This window comes from Paraburkholderia sp. (genome assembly GCF_034668105.1).
Lineage (GTDB): Bacteria > Pseudomonadota > Gammaproteobacteria > Burkholderiales > Burkholderiaceae > Paraburkholderia.
The window spans coordinates 1-3,274 of sequence record NZ_JAXDPY010000370.1 but is presented as its reverse complement, the minus strand read 5'-3'; the positions used below and the strand labels follow the sequence as shown (position 1 = coordinate 3,274).

Genomic DNA, 3,274 nt, shown 5'->3' with positions numbered 1-3,274 from the left:
ACCGGAGTAAGCGCTGAAGCGCTAACTCCGATCGACAGCTTTGCATGGGATCGGAGTAAGCGATGAAGCGCTAACTCCGATCGACAAAGGAGACGCGATCCATGACGACGAAGATCGGTTCGAAGATCGAACAGCGGCGCAACATCGGCCGCCGTGCATTACAAGTCACCGGATTAGGGCTCGGTACGGCGCCTTTGGGCGGCCTCTACCGCGATCTGTCCGAACAAGAAGCGCACGCGACCATCGCAGCCGCATGGTGCGCCGGCGTGCGCTACTTCGATACCGCGCCGCATTACGGTCACACGAAAGCCGAGCACCGTCTGGGCGATGCGTTGCGGGGCTATCCGCGCAGTGAATACGTGCTGTCCACCAAAGTCGGGCGCCGTTTCGTACCGCGTACCACGCCCTATGATGGCAGCGAAGGCTGGCAAGACCCGTTGCCGTTCCAGGCAATTTACGACTACACGCACGACGGCATTCTGCGTTCGTTCGAAGACAGCCAGCAGCGTCTCGGCATCGTCGATATCGACATTCTTCTGGTGCACGATATTGGCGTTGTCACGCATGGCGACAAGAACCCCTACTACTGGAAACAACTCACCGAGGGCGGCGGCTTTCGTGCGCTCGATGATCTGCGGTCCTCGGGCGCGGTTAAGGCAGTTGGGCTCGGCGTCAATGAAGGCGCGGTCATACTCGACGCGATGGCTGAATTCGATATTGATTGCGCGTTGCTCGCGGGCCGTTATACGCTGCTCGAACAGACCACACTCGACGACCTGCTTCCAGCATGCGAACAACGCGGCGTCAGCATCCTGTTAGGCGGCGCGTTCAATTCGGGCATTCTGGCGCGCGGCGTCGAAGGCGATCTGAAATTCAATTATGGTGACGCGCCGCAGGATGTCATTGAGCGCGTCGCGCGGTTGGAGGCAGTGTGCCGGGTGCATGGCGTGCCGCTGGCTGCCGCGGCCTTGCAGTTTCCGTATGCGCATCCGGCGGTTGCCACCGTGTTGACCGGCGCGCGCAGTGCAGACGAATTGCGTGAGAACGCCGCGTCGTTCGAGCAGCCGATCCCCGCGGACCTGTGGTCCGCGTTGCGTGACAAAGGCTTGCTCGACAGTCGCGCGCCCGCGCCAGAGGATTGATTTGACGATGCATATCGACGCTCACCAGCACTATTGGGACCCCGCTCGCGGCGATTACGAATGGCTCACGCCAGAACTGAAAATCCTGTACCGGCCATTTGGGGCCGCCGATCTAAAGCCGTTGCGTGAAAAAGCGGGCATCGAGCGGACGGTGGTGGTACAGGCGGCGCCGACGATCGACGAAACACGTTACCTGCTCGACCTCGCGCGCAACGAACCCTCGATTGCGGGCGTGGTGGGCTGGGTGCCGTTGCTGTTGCCGAACGCGCCGGCTGTGATCGAAGCGCTGGCGCATGAGCCGAAGTTCAAAGGCGTGCGGCCGATGCTGCAGGATTTGCCCGACGACACATGGATTGCGAACCCCGATCTCGCGCCCGCGATCGACACACTGATCGCGCACGACCTGGCGTTCGACGCATTGATTTATGCACGGCACGTCGAGCCTTTTGAAACGTTCGCGGCGCGCTTTCCCATGTTGCGCATTGTTGTTGATCACGGCGCGAAGCCGCCGATTCGCTACGGTCGCGCGGGTTGGCAAACATGGGCCGACGCGATTACCCGGCTCGCCCGATTGCCGCAAGCGCATTGCAAGCTGTCGGGACTCGTTACGGAGGCGTCGCCTGGCTGGACCGAGGAAACGCTGCAACCGTATGTCGACCATCTGCTGAAGTCATTCGGTCCCGCGCGGTTGATGTGGGGCAGCGACTGGCCGGTGCTCGATCTGAACGGCGACTATCTGCTGTGGCATTCGGTCGCGAACACGTTGCTCGCGTCCTTGAGCGACGGCGAACGCGAAGCGGTTTTTGGCGGCAACGCCGCCGCGTTTTATCGCCTTTGATGTGACGAAGGCGCGTCACGAAGACAAATTACGGACGAAAGAAACAAAAGAAGCCCATTCAACTGGAGTCGAGATGACACAAAGACTGGCCGGCAAGACGGCCCTGATCACCGCGGCAGGACAAGGCATTGGTCTCGCCACCGCGCAACTGTTCGCGCGCGAAGGTGCGCGCGTGATCGCCACCGATATCCGCATCGACGGGCTCGCCGGCAAGCCGGTCGAGGCGCGCAAGCTCGACGTGCGCGACGACGCGGCGATCAAGGCGCTGGCGGCCGAACTCGGCGCCGTCGACGTGCTGTTCAACTGCGCGGGTTTCGTGCATGCCGGTTCGATTCTCGAATGCACGGACGAGGATTGGGACTTCGCCTTCGATCTGAACGCGAAAGCGATGTACCGCATGATCCGCGCGTTTTTGCCGGCCATGCTGGAGAACGGCGGCGGCTCGATCATCAATATGTCGTCGGCGGCCTCGAGCGTGAAGGGCGTGCCGAACCGCTTTGCGTACAGCGCGTCGAAAGCCGCGGTGATCGGGCTGACCAAGTCCGTTGCTGCGGACTTCATCACGCGTGGTGTACGCTGTAACGCGATCTGCCCGGGCACGGTGGCTTCGCCTTCGCTCGAACAGCGGATCGTCGAGCAGGCCAAGGCGCAGGGCGCGACGCTGGACGCCGTGCAGGCGGCCTTTGTCGCGCGTCAGCCGATGGGCCGCATCGGCAAGCCGGAAGAGATCGCCGCGCTGGCACTGTATCTCGCGTCTGACGAATCGTCGTTCACCACGGGTCATGCCCATGTGATCGACGGCGGCTGGTCGAACTGAGTTGGGCCGCAAGATAGCGCAAGACACTGCTGGACACTGATTTTCGAACTGAACTGAACATACTGAACGTAAAGGGAAGTGCAACGATGAAACTGCTTCGTTATGGGCCGAAGGGCCAGGAAAAGCCGGGCCTGCTCGACGCGCAGGGCAAGCTTCGCGATCTGTCGAACGTGGTGCCCGATATCGACGGCGCCGCGCTGAGCGATGCAAGCCTCGCCAAACTGCGCGCGCTCGATCCGGCCTCGCTGCCGCTCGTGGAAGGCAACCCGCGCATCGGCCCGTGCGTGGGCAAGATCGGCAAGTTCATCTGTATCGGCCTGAACTACGCGGACCACGCGGCCGAATCGAATCTGCCGGTGCCCGCCGAGCCGGTCATCTTCAACAAATGGACGAGCGCGATTAGCGGCCCGAACGACGACGTCGAAATTCCGCGCGGCTCGAAGAAGACCGATTGGGAAGTCGAACTCGGCGTGGTGA

Annotated in this window: 4 protein-coding genes; all 4 read left to right on the top strand. The window is 62.1% G+C overall.

Going from position 1 to position 3,274, the window contains the following annotated elements; translation table 11 throughout:
- Positions 1–101: 101 nt before the first annotated feature.
- Complete coding sequence (locus QOC89_RS16580) at positions 102–1,142, top strand: aldo/keto reductase (RefSeq protein ID WP_323046002.1); 1,041 nt, start codon at positions 102–104, stop codon at positions 1,140–1,142.
- 7 nt (positions 1,143–1,149) lie between these two features.
- Positions 1,150–1,980: an amidohydrolase family protein gene (locus QOC89_RS16575; protein ID WP_323046001.1), complete on the top strand. Its 831-nt coding sequence runs from the start codon at positions 1,150–1,152 to the stop codon at positions 1,978–1,980.
- 73 nt (positions 1,981–2,053) lie between these two features.
- Complete coding sequence (locus QOC89_RS16570; protein ID WP_323046000.1) at positions 2,054–2,797, top strand: SDR family oxidoreductase; 744 nt, start codon at positions 2,054–2,056, stop codon at positions 2,795–2,797.
- An 86-nt stretch (positions 2,798–2,883) separates the two neighbouring features.
- Positions 2,884–3,274 (top strand): fumarylacetoacetate hydrolase family protein (locus tag QOC89_RS16565; RefSeq protein WP_323045999.1); only part of this gene is annotated, 391 nt, incomplete at its 3' end.

What these genes read in the sequence shown, in the direction of transcription:
- QOC89_RS16570 (WP_323046000.1), top strand. Translation starts at nt 2,054, where the DNA reads ATGACACAAAGACTGGCCGGCAAGACGGCCCTGATCACCGCGGCAGGA.
- QOC89_RS16575 (WP_323046001.1), top strand. Translation starts at nt 1,150, where the DNA reads ATGCATATCGACGCTCACCAGCACTATTGGGACCCCGCTCGCGGCGAT.
- QOC89_RS16580 (WP_323046002.1), top strand. Translation starts at nt 102, where the DNA reads ATGACGACGAAGATCGGTTCGAAGATCGAACAGCGGCGCAACATCGGC.